Source organism: Massilia putida (assembly GCF_001941825.1).
GTDB lineage: Bacteria > Pseudomonadota > Gammaproteobacteria > Burkholderiales > Burkholderiaceae_D > Telluria > Telluria putida.
In genome coordinates, this window is record NZ_CP019038.1 from 5,349,931 (window position 1) to 5,371,427 (window position 21,497).

General features: G+C 64.8%; 16 protein-coding genes and 1 pseudogene. All 17 read left to right on the plus strand.

Features of this window, described 5'->3' with window-relative positions; genetic code table 11:
- The first annotated feature begins 155 nt into the window (after positions 1 to 155).
- The 17 genes and pseudogenes from BVG12_RS25900 to BVG12_RS25980 all read left to right on the plus strand — a co-directional run bounded on the left by BVG12_RS25900 (position 156) and on the right by BVG12_RS25980 (position 21,497).
- Positions 156 to 1,094, plus strand: a complete 939-nt coding sequence (locus BVG12_RS25900) for an ABC transporter permease (RefSeq protein ID WP_075794908.1) — start codon at positions 156 to 158, stop codon at positions 1,092 to 1,094.
- Positions 1,095 to 1,105: 11 nt separating this feature from the next.
- Complete coding sequence (locus BVG12_RS25905; RefSeq protein WP_229503713.1) at positions 1,106 to 2,116, plus strand: ABC transporter permease; 1,011 nt, start codon at positions 1,106 to 1,108, stop codon at positions 2,114 to 2,116.
- Positions 2,113 to 3,798: an ABC transporter ATP-binding protein gene (locus BVG12_RS25910; protein ID WP_075794910.1), complete on the plus strand. Its 1,686-nt coding sequence runs from the start codon at positions 2,113 to 2,115 to the stop codon at positions 3,796 to 3,798. The genes BVG12_RS25905 and BVG12_RS25910 overlap by 4 nt, the downstream gene beginning before the upstream one ends.
- Before the next feature lie 231 nt (positions 3,799 to 4,029).
- Positions 4,030 to 4,983 carry a DedA family protein/thiosulfate sulfurtransferase GlpE gene (locus tag BVG12_RS25915; protein ID WP_075794911.1) on the plus strand — a complete coding sequence of 318 codons (954 nt, stop codon included), beginning with the start codon at positions 4,030 to 4,032 and terminating at the stop codon, positions 4,981 to 4,983.
- 180 nt (positions 4,984 to 5,163) lie between these two features.
- On the plus strand, positions 5,164 to 6,207 hold the full coding sequence (locus BVG12_RS25920; RefSeq protein ID WP_083685414.1) for a glucokinase: 1,044 nt from the start codon (positions 5,164 to 5,166) through the stop codon (positions 6,205 to 6,207).
- A gap of 386 nt (positions 6,208 to 6,593) precedes the next feature.
- Positions 6,594 to 7,300, plus strand: a pseudogene (gene scpB, locus BVG12_RS25925) (SMC-Scp complex subunit ScpB).
- Positions 7,287 to 9,299 carry a 23S rRNA pseudouridine(2605) synthase RluB gene (rluB, locus tag BVG12_RS25930; RefSeq protein ID WP_075794912.1) on the plus strand — a complete coding sequence of 671 codons (2,013 nt, stop codon included), beginning with the start codon at positions 7,287 to 7,289 and terminating at the stop codon, positions 9,297 to 9,299. The pseudogene scpB and the gene rluB overlap by 14 nt, the downstream one beginning before the upstream one ends.
- A gap of 292 nt (positions 9,300 to 9,591) precedes the next feature.
- A complete protein-coding gene (gene rimP, locus BVG12_RS25935) occupies positions 9,592 to 10,080 on the plus strand; it encodes a ribosome maturation factor RimP (protein ID WP_075794913.1) in 489 nt (162 codons plus the stop codon).
- The gene (gene nusA / locus BVG12_RS25940) at positions 10,077 to 11,642 is read left to right on the plus strand and encodes a transcription termination factor NusA (RefSeq protein ID WP_075794914.1); all 1,566 of its coding nucleotides are present in this window, start codon (positions 10,077 to 10,079) and stop codon (positions 11,640 to 11,642) included. The genes rimP and nusA overlap by 4 nt, the downstream gene beginning before the upstream one ends.
- Before the next feature lie 100 nt (positions 11,643 to 11,742).
- Positions 11,743 to 14,628: a translation initiation factor IF-2 gene (gene infB / locus BVG12_RS25945; protein ID WP_075794915.1), complete on the plus strand. Its 2,886-nt coding sequence runs from the start codon at positions 11,743 to 11,745 to the stop codon at positions 14,626 to 14,628.
- 261 nt (positions 14,629 to 14,889) lie between these two features.
- Positions 14,890 to 15,339: a 30S ribosome-binding factor RbfA gene (rbfA, locus tag BVG12_RS25950; RefSeq protein ID WP_075794916.1), complete on the plus strand. Its 450-nt coding sequence runs from the start codon at positions 14,890 to 14,892 to the stop codon at positions 15,337 to 15,339.
- Positions 15,336 to 16,259: a tRNA pseudouridine(55) synthase TruB gene (gene truB, locus BVG12_RS25955; protein ID WP_075794917.1), complete on the plus strand. Its 924-nt coding sequence runs from the start codon at positions 15,336 to 15,338 to the stop codon at positions 16,257 to 16,259. Before rbfA ends, truB begins: the two co-directional genes overlap by 4 nt.
- A gap of 200 nt (positions 16,260 to 16,459) precedes the next feature.
- Positions 16,460 to 18,298: a translational GTPase TypA gene (typA, locus tag BVG12_RS25960; RefSeq protein ID WP_075794918.1), complete on the plus strand. Its 1,839-nt coding sequence runs from the start codon at positions 16,460 to 16,462 to the stop codon at positions 18,296 to 18,298.
- A 212-nt stretch (positions 18,299 to 18,510) separates the two neighbouring features.
- Positions 18,511 to 19,056 carry a DUF6160 family protein gene (locus BVG12_RS25965; RefSeq protein ID WP_075794919.1) on the plus strand — a complete coding sequence of 182 codons (546 nt, stop codon included), beginning with the start codon at positions 18,511 to 18,513 and terminating at the stop codon, positions 19,054 to 19,056.
- A 236-nt stretch (positions 19,057 to 19,292) separates the two neighbouring features.
- Complete coding sequence (locus BVG12_RS25970) at positions 19,293 to 19,802, plus strand: DUF6160 family protein (RefSeq protein WP_075794920.1); 510 nt, start codon at positions 19,293 to 19,295, stop codon at positions 19,800 to 19,802.
- Between the two features lie 88 nt (positions 19,803 to 19,890).
- Complete coding sequence (locus BVG12_RS25975) at positions 19,891 to 20,658, plus strand: hypothetical protein (protein ID WP_075796563.1); 768 nt, start codon at positions 19,891 to 19,893, stop codon at positions 20,656 to 20,658.
- Positions 20,658 to 21,497 carry a hypothetical protein gene (locus tag BVG12_RS25980; RefSeq protein ID WP_075794921.1) on the plus strand — a complete coding sequence of 280 codons (840 nt, stop codon included), beginning with the start codon at positions 20,658 to 20,660 and terminating at the stop codon, positions 21,495 to 21,497. Before BVG12_RS25975 ends, BVG12_RS25980 begins: the two co-directional genes overlap by 1 nt.

Sequence of the window (21,497 nt, forward strand, 5' to 3'; positions counted from 1 at the left end):
GCATGCGATGTGTCAATATGATGACAATACATATTGCGTAAATACCACATTCGCCCATCCATTTGGTTATAGCCCCATGACATCTTTTCCCGGCCGGGGCGGCACAATCTGGTCTATAGTTCCGAACGCGTTCGATGAATCACCCGGGAATCCCGATGTTTGCTTATATCCTGCGGCGCCTGTGGCAGATGCTGCCCACGATGGCCGGCGTCGTCGTGCTGGTGTTCGTGCTGTTCAACTGGGTCGGCGGCGACCCGGCATACCTGTTAGCGGGCAAGATGGCCGACGCCCGCGCCATCGCAAACATCCGCGCCCAGCTGGGACTCGACGCGCCGTGGTACGTCCAGCTCGGCATCTTCGTGAAGCAGATCGCGACGTTCGATTTCGGCAATGCCTGGGCGACGGGCGAGCCCGTGTCGCACATCATCGCGAGCCGCCTGGGGCCGTCGCTGACGGTGCTCGTGCCGCTGACGGTGCTGGAGACGTCCATCGGCATCGCGCTGGCACTCGCCGTCGCGTTCGTGCGCGGCTCGCTGACGGACCGCCTCGTGATGGTGGCGTGCACGGTGGGCATGTCGATCTCGATCCTCGTCTACATCATCGTGTTCCAGTACGGCCTTGCCTATAAGCTCGGCCTGTTCCCCGTGCAGGGCTGGGGCGACCACTTCACGGAAAACCTGCTGCGCTACGCCACCTTGCCGATCCTGATCGGCCTCGCCGTGTCGCTGGCGCCGACCTTGCGTCTGTTCCGCAGCTTCGTGCTGGACGAGGTGGGCCAGGATTACGTGCGCACGGCGCGCGCGAAAGGCCTGCCGGAGCGCCGCATCGTCTGGGTGCACGTGCTGCGCAACGCCGCCATCCCCATCATCACGTACGTCATGGCCAACCTGCCGGCCTTGCTGATCGGCGCGTTCCTGCTGGAGCGCTTCTTCGGCATCCCGGGCATCGGGCGCGAAGTGATCCTTGCCGTCGAGCGCAGCGACTTCCCCGTGATCAAGGCGATCACGGTCTACGTCGCCGCGGCCACGATGGTGTTCAACCTGCTGGCCGACCTGATGTACCAGGCCGTCGATCCGCGCGTGCAACTGAAATGACGGGGCAGGTGATGAACCATCCGGCAGTTTCTCCCGGTCTGTGGACGCTGGCGTGGCGCCGCCTGCGCGCCGACCGCGTCGCGATGGCGTCGCTGGCCGTCGTGTGCCTGTTCCTGCTGTCCGTCGTCCTGTCGGCCACGGGGCTCGTCGCCGCCGACTGGGAAGACGAGGTGGCCGTCAACTATGCGCCGCCGGCCTTCGTCGGTCCCGACCCGGCCTTGGCCGCGCTCGCGCAGCCGCAACGTCCCGTACCGTCGAACGCGTTCGATCCGCTGGCCGGCGACATCGCGCAGCTGCAGTCCGAGCTGGCCCGCCACGGCCATGCCGCGCACGCGGTCAAGCGGACGACATTGCCGTTCGGGGCCGACAAATGGGGCCACGACGTGATCAGGAAGACGATCAAGGGCGGGCAGACGTCGATCGTCGTGGGCCTCGTCGCCGCGTTCGTCGCCGTGCTGCTCGGCACCGTGTTCGGCGCCTTGTCCGGCTTCTACGGCGGGCGCGTGGACGACCTGTTCAACTGGTTCTACAGCGTGTTCACGTCGATTCCCTCGATCCTCATGATCCTCACCGTGGCCGCCGTGCTGCAGACGAAGGGCGTGCTGACGATCGTGCTGATCCTCGGGCTCACCGGCTGGACGGGACCGTACCGCCTGATCCGCGCCGAGTACATCAAGCACAAGGCGCGGGAGTACGTGATGGCGGCCGATGCGATCGGCGCGTCCGGCTGGCGCAAGATGTTCGTGCACATCTTCCCGAACGTGTCGCACGTGGCGCTCGTGCAGATGTCGATCCTCGTCGTCGGCTTCATCAAGGCCGAAGTGATCCTGTCGTTCCTCGGCTTCGGCGTGCCGGTGGGCGTCGTCTCGTGGGGCAGCATGTTGAACGAGGCGCAGAATGAACTCATCCTCGGCAAATGGTGGCAGCTGACGGCCGCCGCCACCGCCATGGCCGTCCTGGTGACGGCGTTCTCGCTGTTCGCCGACGCGCTGCGCGATGCGCTGGATCCGAAACTGAAATGAGCGACATGAACCTTCTCGAAGTCCGCGACCTGGGCGTGTCCTTCAAGACCGACAAAAAGAACACGTTCGAGGCCGTGAAAGGCATCTCGTTCAGCCTGCCGCCGGACGCCACCGTCGCGCTGGTCGGCGAATCGGGCAGCGGCAAGTCCGTCAGTTCGCTCGCGGTGATGGGCCTCCTGCCGCCCGAGACCACGATCATCCACCCCGGCTCGTCGATCCGCTTCGAGGGCCGCGAGTTGCTCGATCTCCCCATCGCCGCGCGGCGCCGCCTGTGCGGCAAGGACATCGCGATGATCTTCCAGGAGCCGATGTCGTCGCTGAATCCCGTGTTCACGGTCGGCTTCCAGATCGGCGAAGTGCTGCGCCTGCACCTCGGCATGAACAAGCGCCAGGCGCGCGCGCGCACGCTCGAACTGCTGGAGGAAGTGGGCATTCCCGATCCGGCGCGGAGAATCGATGCGTATCCGAGTCAGATGTCGGGCGGGCAGCAGCAGCGCGTGATGATCGCGATGGCCATCGCGTGCGAACCCAAGCTCTTGATCGCGGACGAGCCGACGACGGCGCTGGACGTGACGATCCAGAAGCAGATCATGGACCTGATCGCGTCTCTGCAGAAACGGCGCCGCATGGCCGTGCTGTTCATCACCCACGACCTGGGTCTCGTCGGCGAGATCGCGGACCGCGTGATCGTCATGCGCCACGGCGAGGTGCGGGAGGAGGGCGAAGCGCCGCAGGTGCTGGGCGATCCGCGCGACGCGTACACGCGCGCGCTGCTGCACTGCCGCCCGCCGCTGGATGCGCGGCCCGTGCGGTTGCCCGTCATCGACGATTACATGAGCGGACGCGCGCGGCCCGGCGCCACGCTGCCGCAGCGCGCGCGCGGTTATGCGCCGGACGACGAGAACATCCTCGTCGTGAACGGACTCGCCAAGAGTTTTCACGTGCGCGAAGGCCTGTTCGGCACGCGCGAATTCAAGGCCGTGAAAGACGTGTCGTTCACGCTCCCGCGCGGCAAGACGCTGGGCGTCGTCGGCGAATCGGGATCGGGCAAGACGACGGTCGGCCTCACCCTCCTGCGCCTGCACCGCGCGACGGGCGGCACCGCCATCTTCGACGGCCGCGACCTCGTCGCGATGAGCGACGCCGAGTTCCAGGCCTATAAGCGGCGCATCCAGATCGTGTTCCAGAATCCGTACGCGTCGCTGAACCCGCGCTTCACGGTCGGCCAGATCCTGCTGGAGCCGATGCGCATCCACCGCATCGGCGCGCACGATGCGGAGCGCACGGAACATGCGCGTTATCTGTTGCAGCGGGTGGGCCTGCCGGCGCATGCGTTCGACCGCTATCCGCACGAATTCTCCGGCGGCCAGCGCCAGCGCATCGCCATCGCGCGCTGCCTGACGATGAAGCCGGAGATCCTCGTGTGCGACGAATCCGTGTCGGCGCTGGACGTGTCGGTGCAGGCCCAGGTGCTGAACCTGCTGCAGGACCTGCAGGACGAGTACAAGATGAGCTACATCTTCATCTCGCACGATCTGTCGGTCGTGAAATACATCTCGGACCGCGTGATGGTGATGCACCACGGCAGCGTGGTCGAAATGGCCGACGCGGACGAGCTCTACCGCAATCCGCAGCACCCGTACACGCAGCAATTGCTCGCCGCGATTCCGCGTGGCACCTGAAAATTCGGGGGCAGAGCGCTTTATTTGGCAATAGCCCCGGAATAATTTGGTCGGGATGTGGGGGAATGTCCCGTCACTATAGCCTGCCGAGGCGATTTTTTAGCTGCCAGCCATTGTTCGAAAAAGTGCTCTGCCCCCCGAATTTCGCGCAGGTGTTGCATGCGGGCTGGGCAGGCTGTGCACGTTGCCGCCTTCGCCACGCCGGCACCCGTTTTCCGCTACCATACGGGGATGACCCAGCTCTCGCACCTGATCCACGTTTACGGCGTTCTGATCGTGTTCGGCACCGTCCTGCTCGAACAGATCGGCCTGCCGATTCCCGCGTTTCCGGTGCTGATCATCGCGGGTGCGCTGGCCGTCGACAGCGGTGCGAACTGGCCGATGTACCTGGCCGTGTCGGTGCTCGCTTGCCTGATCAGCGATTACTTCTGGTTCCGCGCCGGCCGCTATTACGGCAAGCGCATCCTGCGCCTGTTGTGCAAGATTTCGCTGTCGCCCGATTCCTGCGTCAGCCAGACCGAGGACAATTTCAGCCGCTGGGGCGCGAAATCCCTCGTCGTCGCCAAGTTCATTCCCGGCTTTAACACGATCGCGCCGCCGCTGGCCGGCGCCATGGGCACGACGACGTCCCGCTTCGTCTGGCTCTCCATCGCCGGCGGCCTGCTGTGGAGCGGCGTGGGCATGGGCCTGGGCGCCTGGTTCCACGGCAGCGTGGACGATGTCATCGCCTGGTTCGAAACCCTCGGCAGCACCGCGCTGATGGTCGTCGGTGTCCTGCTCGCGCTGTTCGTGTTGTTCAAGTACATCGAGCGCAAGCGCAATCTGGGCGCGGCCGACCTGCCGCGCATCACGATGGACGAGCTCAAGGATCTGGTCGAAAGCGGCCACGATCCGCTGATCGTCGACGCGCGCGGCGTCACCGCCCGCCAACTGGAAGAGGGTATTCCCGGCGCGCTGGTCTACGGCGACGCGGTGCCGGAACGCCTGATGGCCTCGCTCGACAAGGATCGCCACATCGTCATCTATTGCTCCTGTCCGAACGACGTCACGTCGGCCCAGGTGGCCAAGGAATTCCTGAAGAACGGTTTCCACCGCGCCCGCCCGCTGCGCGGCGGCCTGGACGCGTGGAACGATCACTGCGCCGCCGGCCGCGCCGACGCCGAACTCAAGCCCAAGGCCGGCTGAACGATTCTATCCGGCGGATTTCGCAAACTTTCACAATTGGTAGCTCGACTACTCGACTACCGTGCATAGTTTTACGCGCAACCCCACGGTTTTGGGGTGTGATGTACCTAAACTACAATAAAAGCTTGCGCTGGAGCCAAGAAATCCTTAAAGTTGAGGAATCCGTTTCTTAGGCCTGCCATGATTGTTTCGCCCGTTGCCATCGTCGATCCGTCCACCGAACCGCGCCTGGACAGCGCGCGCCATCCGAGCCCGCGTCTGCTGGCCGATATCGGCGGCACCAATGCGCGCTTCGCGCTCGAGACCGGGCCCGGCAGGATCGATGCGATCGAAGTCCTGCCCTGCGCCGCCCACGCCACCCTCGCCGATGCGCTGCGCACGTACCTGGCGCTGCCTGCCGTCGCGGCCGCCGGTGCCGTGCGCCATGCCGCGATCGCGATCGCAAATCCCATCGTCGGTGATTGCGTGCGCATGACCAATCACCACTGGGAATTCTCGATCGAGGCCCTGCGCCGCGAATGCGGCTTCGACGAGCTGGCCGTCGTCAACGATTTCTACGCCCTGGCCATGGCGCTGCCGCACCTGGCCTCCGGCGACAAGCGCCAGGTCGGCGGCGGCGTCCCGGTCGCCGGGAAGCCGATCGGTCTGCTCGGCGCGGGCACGGGTCTCGGTGTGTCCGGCCTCGTGCCGGCCGAGAACACCGCGAAACCGGGCTGGACCGCGCTGCGCAGCGAAGGCGGTCATGTGACGTTTTCTCCGGCCAACGAGACGGAAGTCGCGATCCTGCAATTCGCCTGGCGCGAGTTCGAACATGTGTCGGCCGAGCGCTTCCTGTCCGGCTCCGGCCTGGAACTGATTTATCGCGCGCTGGCGCATCATCGTGGCGTGGCGCTTGACGCGCTGGATGCGCCCGAGATCACGCGCCGGGGCCTGGCAGGCAGCTGCCCGCTGTGCGCCGAAGTCATCGAGGTTTTCTGCGGCATGCTGGGCACGATCGCCGGCAATCTGGCCGTCACGCTGGGCGCCCAGGGGGGCGTCTACATCGGCGGCGGCATCGTGCCGCGCCTGGGCGAGCGTTTCGCCGCTTCCTGCTTCCGCGCCCGCTTCGAACAGAAGGGCCGCTTCAGCGGCTATCTGGCGCAGGTGCCGACCTATGTGATCACGGCCGAATACCCCGCGTTCGTTGGTGTTTCGGCCATCCTGGCGGACCGTCCGGGCGTGTAATTCCGCCCACCGCGACGGCGTGCCGCAGCGCGGCATGCCTTTTCCCGGTTTTATCGGGTACAATGAACGGCAGTTGGAAGAAACGATGTCGTTCGCTTTGCCCGGCGCCAGGAGCCTCGCCTCCAGAGCATCAGTCTCCCGATGGTGCCGGCAGCCCCCGTTTCTTTGAAAATCAACCGTTTGCGGACCACTTTGCCGGTGGGCCGCCCCCGTGGCAGGGCGCAGCCCCCACGGTATCCGCCCGGTATTCCAAGCCGGGTGATGGAACCCCGTTTCAAAGCGTGAAGTCTCAGTCTGGCGGCCGTCGCACGGTCCGGCCGCGTTGAACGGGTTATGTTTGATGGTTCTTAGCATCCTGAGTTGCACACTCCGCTGACGACATCGTTATGAACACTGATGAGGCCAAGAAGGTCCTCGAGACCGCCTTGCTGTGCGCGCGCGAGCCGATGACGATCCACGCCATGAAGAAGCTGTTCGTCGACGTGGACAAGGATGGCCAGCCGCTCGGCGCCGGCGTCGGGTCGGATACGATCAAGATCCTGCTCGAGGAATTGCGCCAGGATTGGCAGGATCGCGGCATCGAGATCGTCAGCCTGGCGTCGGGCTGGCGCTTTCAGAGCCGCCCGGAAATGAAGCCTTACCTGGACCGGATCGCGCCGGAAAAGCCGCCGAAATATTCGCGTGCGACGCTGGAAACGCTGGCGATCATCGCCTACCGCCAGCCGGTGACGCGCGGCGACATCGAGGAAATCCGCGGCGTCGCCGTGAATTCGCAGACGATCAAGATGCTGGAAGACCGCGGCTGGATCGATGTGGTCGGCCACCGCGAAGTGCCCGGACGCCCCGCGTTGCTGGGCACGACGAAACAATTTCTCGACGACCTGGGGCTCGCCGCGCTGTCCCAGCTGCCGCCGCTGCAGCAGGTGGCCGATATCGGCGCCGGACGCAGCCTGGAAGCGCTCGAAGCGGCCCTGCAACAATTTGACGACACTTCACCCGTTGAAGTCCCGATACACGACCCGGCGCCCGCGTCCAACGACTGATTGTCGCGCAAGGTCAGCAAAACCAAGAAACGAATGATGAATCCAACTGACATGAACGAGACGACCCCTGCCGAGGCAGGTCTGGAGACGGCCGCCAAGCCCAAGCGTCGCACCGCCAAGCCAAAGGTGGACACTGCCGCGCCCGAGGCCGCCGTGCAGCCCGAGGCTGCGGAGAAACCGAAACGCACCCGCAAGACCGCGGCCCAGAAAGCGGCCGAAGCCGCTGAAAGCCCGGCCGCGGCCGCCGCCGAGCCGGCCGTCGCGGCGGCGCCGCGCAAGCCGCGCGCCCGCAAGGCCGCCGTTGCCGAGGCGGCACCGGTAGCCGTCGAGCCCGCACCGGCTCCGGCAGCCGCCCCCGCGCCCGCGCCTGTCGCAGCCGCTCAGGCGGACGATGGCGCCGCCAACCAGCGCAAGCCGCGCGGCCCGCGCCAGATGCGCGAGCAGCGCCAGCAGCGCGACGCCCGCCAGCCGGCGCGCACCGAGGCGGAAGCGCCGGCCATGGACGCGGCCGCCGCCGATGCCGCGCCCGCGGAAGGTGCCCGCACCGAGCAGCGCCGCGAACAGCGCGGCGGCAAGCAGCAGAAAAAGAAGGGCCAGCAGCGCGGCCAGCAGGCGCAAGGCGGGCAAAACGGCCAGCAGCAGGGCGGCCCACAGCAGGGCGGCCAGCAGCAGGCAGGCCAGCAGCAGGCAGGCCAGAAACCGCAGCAGGGCAAGAACAAGAACGCCAGGAGCAACGCCAAGCCGGCCAAGGGCGGCAAGGGCAACGATGCGGATGCCGTGTTCTCGTTCGTCACGTCGGACGCGTTCGACGCCAACGACGGCGGCCGCGGCCAGAATCAACCGGCCAAGGCTCGCCGCGACCTGACGGCCGAGGATGACGCGCCGAAGCTGCACAAGGTGCTGGCCGAAGCCGGCCTGGGTTCGCGCCGCGACATGGAAGAACTGATCATCGCCGGCCGCGTGTCGGTGAACGGCGAGCCGGCCCACATCGGCCAGCGCATCCTGCCGACGGACGCCGTGCGCATCAACGGCAAATTGCTGCAGCGCCGCGTGAACAACAACAAGCCGCCGCGCGTGCTGGTGTACCACAAGCCGGCCGGCGAAATCGTCAGCGCGGACGATCCGGAAGGCCGTCCGTCCGTGTTCGACCGCCTGCCGACCATGAAGACCGGCAAATGGCTGGCCGTGGGCCGCCTCGACTTCAACACCGAGGGCCTGCTGCTGTTCACGAATTCCGGCGACCTGGCGAACCGCCTGATGCACCCGCGCTACAACATCGACCGCGAATACGCCGTGCGCACCTTGGGCGAACTGGAAGAGGGCATGCGCCAGAAGCTGCTGGCCGGCGTCGAGCTGGATGACGGCACGGCATCGTTCACGAAGATCGTGGACGGCGGCGGCGAAGGCGTCAACCGCTGGTACCGCGTGGTGATCGGCGAGGGCCGCAACCGCGAGGTGCGCCGCATGTTCGAGGCGGTGGGTCTTACCGTCTCGCGCCTGATCCGTACCCGCTACGGCGCCATGACCTTGCCGTCCGGCCTCAAGCGCGGCCGCTGGGAAGAGCTGGAAGAGAACGACGTGCGCCACTTCCTCGACGCCTTCGGCATCGAGAAGAAGGGCGGCAACGGCGCCGGCAAGGGGCAGGCCAAGGGCCAGGGCCCGGGCGGCAAGGAGCGCGGCGGCAACCGGGGCGACGATCACCGTTCGAACGGCAACCGCATCGATCGCGCCGATGCCAACCGTAACGTCGATCCGTTCGGTCCTCCGGTGGCCCGCGTCGGTGCCGGACGCGAACCCGGCATCCTCGGCAACGGCCGCGCGCCGCAGGGCGGCGGTAATCGTGGCGGCCAGGGTGGCCAGGGCGGACGCGGCAAGGCGATGGGCGGGCAGGGCGGGCAGGGCGGTCAAGGCCGCGGCGCCGGCAAGGGCCCGCGCCAGCCGGACCCGCTGCAGACCACGTTCGGCTTCGCCGGCAACGGCCAGAGCCGCCGCGGCCAGGGCCCGCGCGTAAGCGATCACGGTCTGCCGCGGCGCGGTCGCCGGGGCTGATTTGCCCGTCATTCCCGCCAATGCCGGGAATGACGGCATCGATGCCGCGCGAAAATGAACCGTCCGCAGCGTCGTGTTGACCAAAAGAGTAGACTGTTGCATAGCTGTTCATTTTGCAGTGCGGCGATTGCGGCCGACCCTGTATCGGGTTATAATGCGTGTCCTAACCCGAGTGCTTCCCAATATTGTTTTGGCGAACAAGCTCCAGTTGGGAATACAAAAGATGGGCAGTTGCCCATTTTTTTTTTGTTGAAACGTTTTAAGGGTCCGGCACCGGACCGTGGAGAAACTTGTGCAGTTGTTTGATTTGATCGCCACGACAGTCAGCGGACTGGGCTACGAACTCGTCGATATCGAACGGGCCGAGCGAGGCATCCTGCGCGTGTTTATCGACTTCCCGGCGGCAGTGGCGGACGAAAAGGGACCGATCTCGGTCGAGGATTGCGCCACGGTGAGCCACCAGCTGTCGCATGTGTTGACGGTCGAAAACGTCGACTACGAGCGCCTGGAAGTGTCGTCGCCCGGACTGGATCGTCCGGTGCGCACCCTGGCCGACTTCGAACGCTTTGCCGGCAGCGAATGCACGGTCAAGCTGCGCGTCGCGATGCCCGGCACCGCGAACCGCAAGACCTACACGGGCATTCTGCATGCGCCGCAGGGCGAGACGATCGGGTTGGAATTTGAAAGCAAGGACGGTCCGGCGTTACTCGAGTTTACGCTGGCCGAACTGGACAAGGCACGCCTCGTGCCAAAGGTGGATTTTAGGAGTCGCAAAGCATGAGTCGCGAAATTTTGTTACTGGTTGATGCGCTCGCGCGCGAAAAGAACGTCGATAAGGAAGTGGTCTTCGGGGCGCTCGAGTTCGCCCTGGCGCAAGCTACGAAAAAGCGCTACGAAGGCGAGGTCGACATTCGCGTGTCCATCGACCGCGACACTGGCGAATTCGAAACGTTCCGCCGCTGGCACGTCGTGCCGGACGAAGCGGGCCTGCAACTGCCCGACCAGGAAATCCTGCACTTCGAAGCGAAGGAGCAGATCCCCGACATCGAAGTCGACGAATACATCGAAGAGCCGATCGAGTCGGTCGAATTCGGCCGCCGCTTCGCCCAGGACACCAAACAGGTCGTGCTGCAGCGCGTCCGCGACGCCGAGCGCGAACAGATCCTGCAAGACTTCCTGGAACGCGGCGACGCGCTCGTCACCGGCACCATCAAGCGCATGGAGCGCGGCGATGCGATCGTCGAGTCGGGCAAGATCGAAGCACGCCTGCCGCGCGACCAGATGATCCCGAAGGAAAACCTGCGCATCGGCGACCGCGTCCGCGCCTACATCCTGCGCGTGGACCGCAATATGCGCGGCCCGCAGGTGATCCTGTCGCGCACGGCACCGGAATTCATCATGAAACTGTTCGAACTCGAAGTGCCCGAGATCGAGCAGGGTCTCCTGCAGATCAAGTCGGCCGCCCGCGATCCGGGCGTGCGCGCGAAGATCGCTGTCTTTACCTCGGACAAGCGCATCGACCCGATCGGCACCTGCGTCGGCATGCGCGGTTCGCGCGTGCAGGCCGTGACCGGCGAACTGGGCGGCGAGCGCGTGGACATCGTGCTGTGGTCGGAAGATCCGGCCCAGTTCGTGATCGGCGCGCTGGCCCCGGCCAACGTGTCGTCGATCATGGTGGATGAAGAGAAGCACGCGATGGACGTCGTCGTCGACGAGGAAAACCTCGCGATCGCGATCGGCCGTTCGGGCCAGAACGTACGCCTGGCGTCCGAGCTGACCGGCTGGAAGATCAACATCATGACGGCCGAGGAATCGGCCAACAAGGCTGCCCAGGAAACCGCTGCCGTGCGCACGCTGTTCATGGAAAAGCTGGACGTGGACGAGGAAGTGGCGAACATCCTGGTCGAAGAAGGTTTTTCGAGCCTTGAAGAAGTCGCATACGTGCCCATCTCTGAGATGCTGGAGATCGAATCGTTCGACGAAGACACCGTCAACGAACTGCGTACCCGCGCACGTGATGCGCTGGTGACCGAAGCGATCGCATCCGAAGAAGGCCTCGAAGGTATGGACGAGGCGCTGGCCAACCTGGACGGGATGGACCGCACTACCGCCGGCAAGCTGGGTCTGGCCGGTATCAAGACCCTGGAGCAATTCGCGGGTCTGGCCTACGACGAGTTCGCCGCCATCCTGGCGCTGCCGACCGATCGTGCCCGTGAACTGATCAAGAATGAATTTAATGATGTGACCGACGATGAGATGAAACTGGTCGACGCCAAGTACGACGACCGGGCCAAGGCCCTGCAGGCGAAAGCCTGGAGCCAGGTTGAAACGGCCAAGGCATAAATGAAGTGCGCAGACCGGAGCGTAATGCTTTCCGGTCTTCGCGCTTTATTAAGCTAGCAAATTTCTTTATCATCTCGCGACACATAGAAAAGAGGACTGAATGGCGAGTAACAACGTAGCCCAATTTGCCACCGAACTGAAGATGCCTGCAGATTTGCTGCTGACGCAGCTGCGTTCTGCCGGCGTCGACAAAAGTTCGACGTCAGATCCCTTGTCCAAGGATGATAAGGATAAGCTGCTGAACCATCTGCGCCGTACTCACGGTGCCGCCGACCAGGGCGAAAAAAAGAAGATCACGGTGACCCGCAAGGAAACCTCCGAGATCAAGCAGGCTGACGCCAGCGGCAAATCGCGCACGATCCAGGTCGAAGTGCGCAAGAAGCGCACCTTCGTGCAGCGTGACGATCTCGTCACGCCGAAAGCGGCTGCCCAGCAGTCGCCGGTCGTCGACGCCGCCGAGCAGGCGCGTCGCGAAGAAGACGCACGCCGTCAGGCGGAGCTGATCGCGCGTCAGGAAGCGGAACTGCGCGAAAAGCAGGAACGCCTGGCCAAGCTCGAATCCGAGAAGGCCGCACAGGCCAAGGCGGCCGAGGAGCAAGCCAAGCGCGACGCTGAAGAGCGTGCCAAGCGTGAAGCGGCCGAAGCTGCGGAAGCGGCAGCGGACAAGGCGGCTGCGGCCGCCCAGGCAAAGGCCGGCGCGGCAAGCGCCGTCGAGGAAGCCAAGCGCGCAGCGGCCGACGAAGCCAAGAAGCTTGCTGCCGAGGAAGCCAAGCGTCGTGCCGAGGAGTCGGCCCGCGAAGCCGCCGAACGCGCCGCCGCCACCGAGCGTGCGCGCAAGGCCGTCGCCGACGAAGTGGCGCAGATCAAGGCCATGATGGCCCAGCCGCGCCGCGTGATCAAGGCGCCGGAACCGGCCCCGGCCAAGCCGAAGGCAGCCGAGCCGAGCACGCTGCACAAGCCGGCGACGACGGCGAAACCGGCCGAGGCCAAGCCGGCCGACGGCGCGGGCGCCCGTGCCAAGCCGGGCGACAAGAAGTCGATCAAGTCGGCCAACGTGGCCTCGACCTGGTCGGACGAGAAGAAGCGCGGCGGTCCGGGCGCGGGTACGAAGGGTCGCGGCAACGCGGCGCCGACGGGCCGCGACGGCTGGCGTGCGGGCGGCGGCCGTGGCGGCCGTCGTGGCGGTCACGACGATCGCGAATCGAACTTCCAGGCCCCGACCGAAGCCATCGTGCGCGACGTGCACGTGCCGGAAACCATCACCGTGGCCGAACTGGCGCACAAGATGGCCGTCAAGGCATCGGAAGTCATCAAGCAGCTGATGAAGCTGGGCCAGATGTGCACCATCAACCAGGTGCTGGACCAGGAAACCGCGATGATCGTGGTCGAAGAAATGGGCCACAAGGCGCATGCCGCGGCCGTCGACGATCCGGAAGCGGTCCTGGCCGACCAGGGCGAGCACCACGAGTTCGAGTCCAAGCCGCGTGCGCCGGTCGTGACCGTCATGGGTCACGTCGACCACGGCAAGACGTCGCTGCTGGACTATATCCGCCGTGCGAAAGTGGCGGCGGGCGAGGCCGGCGGCATCACCCAGCACATCGGTGCGTACCACGTGGACACCCCGCGCGGCATGGTGACGTTCCTGGATACCCCGGGTCACGAGGCCTTCACGGCAATGCGTGCCCGCGGTGCCAAGGCGACCGACATCGTCATCCTGGTGGTGGCGGCGGACGACGGCGTGATGCCGCAGACGAAGGAAGCGATCGCCCACGCGAAAGCGGCCGGCGTGCCCCTCGTCGTGGCGATCAACAAGATCGACAAGCAGGGCGCGAACACCGACCGCGTGACGCAGGAACTGGTCGCGGAAGGCGTCGTGCCGGAAGAATACGGCGGCGACGCGCCGTTCGTCCCGGTGTCGGCCAAGACCGGCCAGGGCATCGACGACCTGTTGGAAAACGTGCTGCTGCAGGCCGAAGTGCTGGAACTGAAGGCACCGGTGGAATCGCCGGCGCGCGGTCTCGTCGTCGAGGCCCGTCTGGACAAGGGCCGCGGCCCGGTCGCGACGATCCTCGTGCAGTCGGGTACCCTGAAGCGCGGCGACGTCGTGCTGGCGGGTTCGTCGTTCGGCCGCGTCCGTGCGATGCTGGACGAGAACGGCAAGTCGGTGTCCGAAGCGGGCCCGTCGATCCCGGTCGAGATCCAGGGTCTGACGGAAGTGCCGAGCGCAGGCGAGGAAGCGATGGTCATGGCGGACGAGCGCAAGGCGCGTGAAATCGCCCTGTTCCGTCAAGGTAAGTTCCGTGACGTCAAGCTGGCGAAGCAGCAGGCAGCGAAGCTGGAAAACATGTTCGACCAGATGGCCGAAGGCGAAGTCAAGAACCTGCCGCTCATCATCAAGACGGACGTGCAGGGTTCGCAGGAAGCGCTGGTGGGCTCGCTGCAGAAGCTGTCGACGTCGGAAGTGCGTGTGCAGATCGTGCACGCGGCCGTCGGCGGCATCACCGAGTCGGACGTCAACCTGGCGACCGCATCGAAGGCAGTCATCATCGGCTTCAACGCCCGTGCCGACGCCCAGGCGCGCAAGCTGGCCGAGACCAACGGCGTCGACATCCGTTACTACAGCATCATTTACGATGCGATCGACGAGATCAAGACGGCACTGTCGGGCATGCTGGCACCGGAGAAGCGCGAGCACGTCACCGGCCAGGTGGAAATCCGCCAGGTCATCCTCGTGTCGAAGGTCGGCGCGATCGCGGGCTGCCTCGTCACGGACGGCGTCGTCAAGCGTACCTCGTCGGTCCGCCTGCTGCGCAACAACATCGTCGTGTGGACGGGCGAGATCGACTCGCTCAAGCGCTTCAAGGACGACGTCAAGGAAGTGCGTGCCGGTCTCGAGTGCGGTCTGTCGCTGAAGAACTACAACGACATCCAGGTGGGCGATACCCTGGAAGTGTTCGAAGTTCAGGAAGTGGCGCGTACGCTGTAATCACGGCCGATCGAGCGATTGGAGTACCATTTGGGGCCAGGAGCTCGCGCCGTTGCGGCGCGGGGCGACTGGCCCCAAGTTTCTTTTCGCCGTCATTCGCGCGGAGGCGGGAATCGATGCCGAGCGTATCGAATCGAGCTATTCGCTCTGTCAACGCGTGGCCCGAAGTCGGGCGCGTCTCGATTTCCGATCCTCGGTATGGGTTCCTGCTTTCGCGGGAACGACGGGATGGATAACAAGAATACATAGCAGTAAACCAACATGGCAAAACATAGCAAAAGCATCCCCCAACGCGGCCTGCGCGTCGCCGACCAGATCCAGAAGGACCTGTCGGAACTGATCGCCTTCGAACTGAAGGATCCGCGCGTCGGCATGGTCACCATCAGCGAGGTCAAGCTGACCCCTGACTACGCGCACGCGAAGATCTATTTCACGCTGCTCAAGGACAGCCCGGAAGAGATCAAGCAGACGCTGGAAGGCCTGACCAAGGCGTCGGGTTACCTGCGCAACCTGCTCGGCAAGCGCCTGCACATCCACACGCTGCCGCAGCTTCATTTCGTGCACGACACGTCAACCAGCCGCGGCCTCGCGCTGTCGGCGCTGATCGACCAGGCGAACGCCACGCGGGCGAAAGACGATGAGGCCGACACCGGCCACATCGAAACCGATCGAGGAGTTACCGGCAACGACGTTGCCGAGGATGCCGAGTGAACGCACGACCGCCGAAAAAGCCCCGCGACCTCGTCGACGGGGTACTGCTCATCGATAAACCCGTCGGCCTGTCGTCCAACGATGCGCTGACGAAAGTAAAACGCATCGTCAACGCCAAGAAGGCGGGCCACACGGGCACGCTGGACCCGTTCGCCACCGGTCTGTTGCCGCTGTGCTTCGGCGAGGCGACCAAGTTCTCGCAAGACCTGCTGGAAGCGGACAAGACCTATGACGCCGTCGTCCACCTGGGCATCACGACGACGACGGGCGATACCGAGGGCGAGGTTGTCGAGACCCGCCCCGTCGATGTGACGCCCAAACGGATCGACGCGGCGCTGGCCCGTTTCCGCGGCCCGATCATGCAGATCCCGCCCATGTATTCGGCCCTGAAGCGCGACGGCAAGGCGCTGTACGAGTACGCGCGCGAAGGCATCGTGCTGGAGCGCGAAGCGCGGCCCGTGACGATTCATCGGCTTGAGATGCTGGCGTACGATGCGCCGATGCTCACGATCCGCGTCACCTGCAGCAAGGGGACCTATGTGCGCGTGCTGGGCGAGGACATCGGTCTCGACCTCGGCTGCGGTGCCCACCTGAACGCGTTGCGCCGCATCCAGGTCGGCGCGCTGACGGTCGACGGCATGGTGACGTTGGAACAGTTGCAGGCGCACGACAATCCGCTGTCGCTGCTGGCCCCGGTCGACGCGCTGCTGTCGAGCTTCCCGCGCGTCGACCTGACGCCCGAGTTGGCCGCGCGCTTCCTGAACGGCCAGCGGCTCGCACTGAACCGCGAACCGGTCACGTTGCCGGAAACGCAGGGCAGGGTGCGCGTCTATCACGACGGCAAGCTGCTCGGCACGGCCATCCTGCACGACTACGGCGTGCTGGCGCCGGAACGGCTGATCGCACGGACGCAGGGCTGATCCGGTCTTGAAAATGGCGGGCGCATGCGCACATGGGGCTCGTCTCCACGTCATCGCCATTCAATATTTCGCCGGTATGCTGGGCTTTCTCCCCGTCGCGACGCGGCAGGGCCCGTAAGCATGCTATACTAGTGGGTTCTCGGAATCGGGAGCTTCGAGCTCATCGGCCCATCACGCAACATTTTCTGTTGAAAACGCATATGTCTAACACCAAACGCGCGATTCGTAATATCGCAATCATCGCCCACGTTGACCACGGCAAAACCACTCTGGTGGACCAGCTGCTGCGCCAATCGGGCACCTTCCGCGAAAACCAGCAGGTGGACACCCGCGTGATGGACTCGAACGACCTCGAGAAGGAACGCGGCATCACCATCCTCTCGAAGAACTGCGCCGTCGAGTACGAAGGCACCCACATCAACATCGTCGACACCCCGGGCCACGCCGACTTCGGCGGTGAGGTCGAGCGCGTGCTGTCGATGGTCGACTCCGTGCTGCTGCTCGTCGACGCGCAGGAAGGCCCGATGCCGCAGACCCGCTTCGTGACCCGCAAGGCCTTAGCGCTGGGCCTGAAGCCGATCGTCGTCGTCAACAAGATCGACCGTCCGGGCGCACGCGCCGACTGGGCGATCAACCAGACGTTCGAACTGTTCGACAAGCTGGGCGCGACGGACGAGCAGCTGGACTTCCCGATCGTCTACGCGTCGGGCCTGAACGGCTACGCCGGCCTGGACGAAAGCGTGCGCGGCGGCGACATGAAGCCGCTGTTCGACGCCATCCTGAAATACGTGCCGGTGCGTGACGACAATCCGGACGGTCCGCTGCAAATGCAGATCACCTCGCTGGACTACTCGTCGTACGTCGGCAAGATCGGTATCGGCCGCATCAACCGTGGCCGCGTCAAGCCGGGCATGGACGTGCTGGTCGTCAACGGCCAGGACGACAAGTCGCCGATCAAGGGACGCATCAACCAGGTGCTGAACTTCAAAGGCCTGGAGCGCGTGCAGGTGGAGGAAGCCGTCGCCGGCGACATCGTGCTGATCAACGGTATCGAAGACATCGGCATCGGTTCGACGCTGTGCGCCGTCGACACGCCGGAAGCGCTGCCGATGCTGACCGTCGACGAGCCGACGCTGACGATGAACTTCATGGTCAACACGTCGCCGCTGGCCGGCCGCGAAGGCAAATTCGTCACCAGCCGCCAGCTGCGCGACCGCCTGGACCGCGAACTGAAATCGAATGTCGCGCTGCGCGTGCTGCCGACCGACGACGACACGATCTTCGAAGTGTCGGGCCGCGGCGAACTGCACCTGACCATCCTGCTGGAAAACATGCGCCGTGAAGGCTTCGAGCTGGCCGTGTCGCGTCCGCGCGTCGTCTTCAAGGAAATCGACGGCGTCAAATGCGAGCCGTACGAAAACCTGACCGTCGACGTGGAAGAAGTCAACCAGGGCGGCGTGATGGAAGAACTGGGCCGCCGCCGTGGCGACCTGCAGAACATGGAATCGGACGGCAAAGGCCGCGTCCGTCTGGAATACCGCATCCCGGCCCGTGGCCTGATCGGCTTCCAGGGCGACTTCATGACCCTGACCCGCGGCACCGGCCTGATGAGCCACGTGTTCGACGCCTACTCGCCGGTCGACACCGGCAAGGGCGAACTGGCCGGCCGCCGCAATGGCGTGCTGATCTCGCAGGATGACGGCAATGCCGTCGCCTACGCACTGTGGAAGCTGCAGGACCGCGGCCGCATGTTCGTCGAGCACAACACCCCGGTGTACGAAGGCATGATCATCGGCATCCACTCGCGCGACAACGACCTGGTCGTGAACCCGATCAAGGGCAAGCAGCTGACCAACGTGCGCGCGTCGGGTACCGACGAAGCCGTCCGCCTGGTGCCGCCGATCCAGATGTCGCTGGAATACGCCGTCGAGTTCATCGAGGACGACGAACTGGTCGAGATCACGCCGAAGAGCATCCGCCTGCGCAAGCGCTTCCTGAAGGAACATGAGCGCAAGAAGGCCAGCCGCGAAGCCGCGTAAGCTTAGCCGCACCAACGAAAACCCGCTGCTCGCAGCGGGTTTTTTTATGCCTGTTGGGCGGCATCGCGGCCTGGCTCGCGAAGCCATCGATTTGGCTCCGTGGACAAGCCCGCCGGCGTGCTGTTATCTATTGGAAAGCATTAGCATAGTTTCCACTTAATTGCTTTCCGATTAAGTTCGCGTTCCGCCACTCAAACAACACTGGAGACTCCATGAAACTGCTGAAACAACTGACCGTCGTCGCTGCCCTGTCCTCGATCGCTTCGTACGCATCGGCCCTGACCCCGATCGCCGACAGGGACCTGTCCTCGGTCTCCGGCCGCGACGGTGTGTCGATCGCCGCCGACCTGCATGTGAACATCGGCTCCTTCGTCTACACGGACACGGACGCCGCAGGTGGTTCGGTGAGCTTCAACAACATCAAGATCACCGGTGCACTGGCTGCCACCATCGACATCATCAACAACGCCACGTTCAAGGGCGAAGTCAGCGCCTACAACGCGGACGGCTCCGTCAACACCAACACGACCCTGGGCGTGATCTCGCCGCTGGCCGTGGCCGGCGCCAGCCCGGGCCTGGCCGCGTTCCAGCCGGCCGGCGACGTCGTCAAGATCGCCATCCCGAAAGTCGACACCACGAAGAACCTGAGCTTCTCCGTCGACTCGATCAAGATGGGCAATTCGACCGCGTCGTTCGGTTCCATGGCCGCCAACGACATCAAGCTGCAGGGTACGACCGTCTACATCTGGGCACACTAAAAGGTGTCGGATGACTGGCTCACGAATCCATCGATTTGGCTTCCTGAGCCAGGACAAAAGGATGTGGCGATTGCATCGGAAGTAATAACATAGTTTCCACTTAATTGACTATCAATTAAGCCATAGCGGTCCCGACGCTGCCGTCCCGACTGGCCACAAGCCGCAGAGGAACCGAAGCGGACGCGCGGGGAAGCCCGAAGAGATTCCCGTCGATCATAATAAACACTGGAGATACCATGAAACTGCTGAAACAACTGACCGTCGTTGCTGCCCTGTCCTCGATCGCTTCGTACGCATCGGCCCTGACCCCGATCGCTGATACGGAACTGTCCAAAGTCTCGGGCCGTGACGGTGTGTCGATCGCCGCCGACCTGCATGTCAATATCGGTTCCTTCGTGTACACCGATACCGACACCGCAGGTGGTTCGGTGAGCTTCAACAACATCAAGATCACGGGTGCACTGGCTGCCACCATCGACATCATCAACAACGCCACGTTCCAGGCCGAGGCCAGCGCAGCGTCGGGTTCGGCGAGCGTGCTGGGTGTGACCGGTGGTGCAGGCCTGGCTGCCTTCATGCCGGCTGGCGACGTCGTCAAGATCGCCATCCCGCAAGTCGACACCACGAAGAACCTGAGCATGTCGGTCGACTCGATCAAGATGGGCAACTCGAGCGCTTCGTACGGTTCGTTCGCTGCCAACGACATCAAGCTGCAAGGCACGACCGTGTACATCTGGGCGCACTAAGCTTCACGGGTTGGGTGATGGACGGCCCGCGGGCTTGCCCCGGGCCGTTTTTTTGACCTCCGCGTTGTCGTTATTATCGGGTTTGATCATGCGCTCCATGCTCGCCGCGTCCCTCGTCGTGCTCTCGCTGTTGCCCTGCGCGGCATCGGCCCAGATGCGTCCGATGTCCGACAATGAACTGTCCAAGGTCAGCGGCCAGGGCCTGTTCACGGTCAGCAATTCCAGCTACAACGGTTTCGATTTCACCCGCATCGCCCTCGATGCCGACGTCACCCTGAACGCCAACCTGGCGAATATGCGCCTGGGCGAATACACGTACGCGCCGCGCAACGGGACGGGCGCCGACCTCGACATCAGCGCACTGCAATTCGGCCGCACCGACGGCACCGCCGCCCAGCGGCTCGTGCAGATCACGAATCCCTATTTCGAATTCGTATACAAAAACACCGGTGTCGCCAACCAGCGCGAGGTCGTCGGCATGCGCCTTGGCTTCGACGGCATCGCCGGCGACATCGGCACCAAGATCGCCACCTTGTCAGGCTCGATACGCATCGACGCGGGCGCGGGCGGCATCATCGACAGCATGAACGACGCCGGCGGCGGCAAGCGCTGGGACGGCACGTGTACCGGCTGCACGCCGTTGTCCAGCGTGGGCGGCGTCACGGCCGGCGACGCGAACGGTCCGAGCCGCGATTTCTGGATCTCGATCCTGAAGACGCCCGTGCAATTCCAGGCCGCGGCCGGCATGCCCGCATTGACGGAAGCACAGGCCGGCATCTGGCTGAACTGGCGCGACAAGCTGACCGCGCTGAACCTCACCGGCACCGTGCCGGTCAATAACGCGACGGGGCATTGATGCGCGCCGCGCTGCTTGTCCTGCTGTGTGTGCCCGCGCTGGCCAGCGCGCTCGAGCCGCTGCCGGACAGCGCCCTCGCCAAGGTGGCGGGCCGCGACGGCATGAGTTTCAACCTGTCGAATTTCGCCATGTCGGGCAACGCCGAGCTGCGCTATTACACGCCCGGCGGCGACAGCATCGGCATCGGCAACCTGGCCGCGTCGCGCTCCGACAACACGGACGCGCCGTTCGCCGATCCGTACCGCCTCGACGTCGTCCCCGGCGGCACGGGCCGCGCGGACATGATCAACATCGCCTTCCCGCAGAACGCGGCCGGCCGCGAAGTGTGGCGGATCGCCTACGACTTCGGCGTCCGTGCCGGCGGCTTCGACGTCAAGAACGGCAGCGTGATCCTGAAGGACCTGGTGTACTACGGCGGCGGCCTGCAGTGGTCGACGCCGGTCGCCGGCGACGGCCTCGCATTCGGCTTCGCCACGCGCATCGAGCTGGGCAGCCTGACCCTGGCGCCGAACGGACGCGACGCGACGAACGAGGCGATGGTGCTGTCGAACGTGAAGATCGGCGCGGCCACGTCCGACGGTTCCGCGCCGACGGCGCCGTGGCAGATCGCCGACGTGACGAGCCAGGCCGGCATCTTCAATGCGCGCACGGATGCGGCGGGCAATTCGAGCTTGCACATCGGCGTCGGCTGGCCCGATGCCGGCAAGGCGGCACCGAGCGGCACGCTGCAGATCGGGAACATCAGCTTCCGCAGCGACGCGGGCGCGAACATGGACCTGGGCAGCTCGCGCATCGGGTCGATCCAGTTGCAGTACCTCGACATCAAGTTCCGCCAGTGA

Excerpts from the sequence above, each read along its gene's own strand:
- BVG12_RS25900 (WP_075794908.1), top strand. The coding sequence starts at position 156 with ATGTTTGCTTATATCCTGCGGCGCCTGTGGCAGATGCTGCCCACGATG.
- BVG12_RS25905 (WP_229503713.1), top strand. The coding sequence starts at position 1,106 with ATGAACCATCCGGCAGTTTCTCCCGGTCTGTGGACGCTGGCGTGGCGC.
- BVG12_RS25910 (WP_075794910.1), top strand. The coding sequence starts at position 2,113 with ATGAGCGACATGAACCTTCTCGAAGTCCGCGACCTGGGCGTGTCCTTC.
- BVG12_RS25915 (WP_075794911.1), top strand. The coding sequence starts at position 4,030 with ATGACCCAGCTCTCGCACCTGATCCACGTTTACGGCGTTCTGATCGTG.
- BVG12_RS25920 (WP_083685414.1), top strand. The coding sequence starts at position 5,164 with ATGATTGTTTCGCCCGTTGCCATCGTCGATCCGTCCACCGAACCGCGC.
- rluB (WP_075794912.1), top strand. The coding sequence starts at position 7,287 with ATGAATCCAACTGACATGAACGAGACGACCCCTGCCGAGGCAGGTCTG.
- nusA (WP_075794914.1), top strand. The coding sequence starts at position 10,077 with ATGAGTCGCGAAATTTTGTTACTGGTTGATGCGCTCGCGCGCGAAAAG.
- infB (WP_075794915.1), top strand. The coding sequence starts at position 11,743 with ATGGCGAGTAACAACGTAGCCCAATTTGCCACCGAACTGAAGATGCCT.
- rbfA (WP_075794916.1), top strand. The coding sequence starts at position 14,890 with ATGGCAAAACATAGCAAAAGCATCCCCCAACGCGGCCTGCGCGTCGCC.
- typA (WP_075794918.1), top strand. The coding sequence starts at position 16,460 with ATGTCTAACACCAAACGCGCGATTCGTAATATCGCAATCATCGCCCAC.
- BVG12_RS25965 (WP_075794919.1), top strand. The coding sequence starts at position 18,511 with ATGAAACTGCTGAAACAACTGACCGTCGTCGCTGCCCTGTCCTCGATC.
- BVG12_RS25970 (WP_075794920.1), top strand. The coding sequence starts at position 19,293 with ATGAAACTGCTGAAACAACTGACCGTCGTTGCTGCCCTGTCCTCGATC.
- BVG12_RS25975 (WP_075796563.1), top strand. The coding sequence starts at position 19,891 with ATGCGCTCCATGCTCGCCGCGTCCCTCGTCGTGCTCTCGCTGTTGCCC.
- BVG12_RS25980 (WP_075794921.1), top strand. The coding sequence starts at position 20,658 with ATGCGCGCCGCGCTGCTTGTCCTGCTGTGTGTGCCCGCGCTGGCCAGC.